Genomic DNA, 1,466 nt, shown 5'->3' on the forward strand with positions numbered 1-1,466 from the left:
GGTGCATGGGCGACTGGTTCGCCTCACTACCAGGCCGCTGCAGCATGCTGAGGTGGTTCGTCTGGTGGTGCTGATGTACGGGGCTAACGCCGAGGTTGAACTTCGCAAGGGTACGCCGTTGGACCAGGCCTTCTCAGTGAAGGTCAACCGCGAGAAAGACTACCGTTTCCGCTGGTGTGCCACCGGCGTTCGCATTGATGGTGCTTTCGGCATCTCCGTGATCATGCGGGAGCTGAAAGAAGTTCCGCCTGCAGCGCGAGAGGAGGAGTACCACGCGGATCTCTGGCGGGCTCTGTTCCCACTGCAGGGTCTTGTCTTCATCACGGGGGAAACCGGCGCCGGCAAGACGACGACGCTCGCCTCGTGGATTCGCAAGATCGCCGAGGATCCCGAGTCCGACACGCACATTGTCTCGTTTGAGGCGCCGATCGAGTACCGCTTGGACTCCCTGGCAACCACGTCCTGTGAGATCGACCAGTCTGACGTGCCGGCCGACGTCGCTTCGTTCGCTCTGGGAGTCGTTAACGCACTGCGTCGCGATCCAGACGTAATCCTGGTAGGTGAGTCGCGGGACGCCGAAACCATCAAGGCGGCGGTGCTCGCAGCGCAAACGGGTCACCTCGTCCTCAGCACTCTTCATAGCAACAGCGTACAGACCACTTTCCTGCGGTTGATCCAGGCCTGCCCGGTCGAGGAGCTCTACTCGATCATGGGGGCTGTGATCGGGAACATCGAAATCATCGTCTGCCAGCGCTTGGTGCGCTCCACAGATGGTCGTCGTTGCGCTGTGCGGGAACACCTGGTGTTCAACAGCTACATCCGCAACGAGCTGCTCAAAACGGCCGCAACCAACATCTCGCTTCTGCCGTATCGCGCCGGCCAGCTGCTGGCCCAGTTCGGCCAGTCGATGTTGCAGGACGCGGAACGTCTGCACGCGGAAGGACGCATCGATCAAACGCAGGTGGATCTGTTCCGGGCGGAGGGCGAGGCGGCCGAGGCGACCTCGCAGGCGCCGTTCGGTGTGCTGGAGGTGGCTCATGCCTAGAAAAAACGAATGGCGTAATACCGCCCTCACGGTGCGGTTCTTCATTTTCGATGCACGGGCGGCGTTCCCGTTTGCTTTGGCTCTTATGCACATTCGGCCGTGGACGATGGGCGCAGCGCTCGCAGTGTTTGTGCTTTTCGGGGTGCTGGAGTGGCTTGGAATTTCAATGGTGGTGGCTTTACGCGCCCTGCGCAGTTGGATCGCCGGGCCGGTTCGGTACGGCGTTGCGTGGTGGCACAAGCCGCAAAGAAAAATCAAATAAGGGGAGCATGATGGCTTCGAAAAACAATTCTCCGGCCGCGGTCGGAGCTGATGATGTAGTACTCGCGGTAGTAGATGACGGCTTCCGCCAGATGAAAGGGCTGGCGAGCGACGCGCTGATCGCGCATCCATCTCTGGCCCGGGCAGGCTTCACCTTGTC

At 60.8% G+C, this 1,466-nt stretch carries 2 protein-coding genes; both read left to right on the plus strand.

The window, feature by feature from the left end; all coding sequences use genetic code 11:
• On the plus strand, positions 1 to 1,045 hold a 1,045-nt coding region (locus ACZ4FV_RS52315), incomplete at its 5' end, for a type IV pilus twitching motility protein PilT (protein WP_465328531.1).
• The gene (gene icmT / locus ACZ4FV_RS52320) at positions 1,038 to 1,307 is read left to right on the plus strand and encodes an IcmT/TraK family protein (protein WP_009684370.1); all 270 of its coding nucleotides are present in this window, start codon (positions 1,038 to 1,040) and stop codon (positions 1,305 to 1,307) included. The genes ACZ4FV_RS52315 and icmT, both read left to right, overlap by 8 nt.
• Positions 1,308 to 1,466: the final 159 nt, after the last annotated feature.

This window comes from Embleya sp. NPDC025285, from assembly GCF_055558835.1.